A 1,432-nucleotide genomic window follows, 5' to 3' on the forward strand; every position below is an offset into this window, starting at 1 on the left:
AGCGGATTGTCGGTGACGCCGTTGGCTTCGGTGCCCAGCGTGTCGGCCGCCTGGCGCAGCACGGTGAGTGCCGCGCCCATCACCTGCGGCTGGCAGCGCAGGCAATAGGGATCCTGCACGCGTTCGTCGCCAACCCGGTGCGATTCACGGATGGCGCTGCCGGCCATCAGATTGCGCAGGGCGTCGGCCGTCTCGACCTGCCCGGGATGCTTTCTCAGCACATGGATGCGCGGATCAAAGGGTGCGTCGGAGCCTTTTGCCGCGTCGGTCGACAGGGCACCGGCGACCAGCGCCGATTGGTAGAGCACTTCGGCCTCGAACAAGGCGGCCAGCGCATAGGCGGTCGAAAACTGGGTGCCGTTGAGCAGCGCCAGGCCCTCCTTGGCGCCCAGTGTCACCGGTTCCAGGCCATGCGAGACGAAGGCGACCTTGGCCGGGAAACGGCCATGTGGGGTAAAACATTCGCCGACGCCGATCATCACCGCCGTCATGTGCGATAGCGGGGCAAGGTCGCCGGAGGCGCCGACCGAACCTTGCGCCGGCACCACCGGGATGACGTCGTTGGCCAGCATCGCTTCCAGCAACTCGATGGTTTGCGGCCGCACACCCGACGCGCCCTGCGCCAGGCTGGCGAGCTTCAGCGCCATCATCAGCCGGCAAACGGCAACCGGCATCGGCTCGCCGACGCCGGCGGCGTGCGACAGGACGATGTTGCGCTGCAAGGTCTCGAGATCCTCGGCCGGGATGCGGACGCTGGCCAGTTTGCCGAAGCCGGTGTTGATGCCATAGACCGGCTCGCCCTTGGCGACTATCCTAGCGACGGCCTCGGCGCTCGCCTTGATTTTCGGCCGGCAGGCATCGTCCAGCTTGGGCACGGCGCCACGATAGATGGCGCGCCAGTCGGCCAGCGTCGCATTGCCGGGTTTCAGGGTCAGTTCGGTCATTGTCCTCTCCAGATGCGGGCATGCAGCGGGTTGAAGCCCATGCGGTAGACGAGTTCGGCGGGGCGCTCGATGTTCCAGATCGCCAGGTCGGCGGATTTTCCGGCTTCCAGCGTGCCGGTTTCTCCCAGCAAACCAAGCGCGCGGGCCGCCTCCCGGGTGACGCCGGCAATGCATTCATCGACGGTCAGGCCGAACAGGGTCGCGGCCATGTTCATGGTCAGAAGCAGTGAGGTCAGCGGCGAAGTGCCGGGATTGTTGTCGGTGGCGACAGCCATCCTGACGCCGTGCTGGCGAAACAAGCCGATCGGCGGCTTCTTGGTTTCGCGAATGAAATAGTAGGCGCCGGGCAGGATCGTCGCCACGGTTCCGGCCTTGGCCATCGCCGCTGCACCTGCCTCATCGGTGTATTCGAGATGGTCGGCCGACAGCGCACCGTAACGGGCGGCGAGTTCGGCGCCATGCAAATTGGACAGTTGGTCGGCATGAAG

General features: G+C 66.0%; 2 protein-coding genes. Both read right to left on the reverse strand.

The window, feature by feature from the left end:
- Nucleotides 1-944 (reverse strand): aromatic amino acid lyase (locus ENZ74_RS31655; RefSeq protein WP_164761398.1); only part of this gene is annotated, 944 nt, incomplete at its 3' end.
- Nucleotides 941-1,432: amidohydrolase family protein (locus tag ENZ74_RS31660; protein ID WP_164761399.1), on the reverse strand; the 492-nt coding region annotated here is incomplete at its 5' end. The genes ENZ74_RS31655 and ENZ74_RS31660, both read right to left, overlap by 4 nt.

Origin of the sequence: Mesorhizobium sp. M7A.F.Ca.CA.002.15.2.1, from assembly GCF_003998715.1 — a bacterium.
Taxonomy (GTDB): Bacteria; Pseudomonadota; Alphaproteobacteria; order Rhizobiales; family Rhizobiaceae; genus Mesorhizobium; species Mesorhizobium ciceri.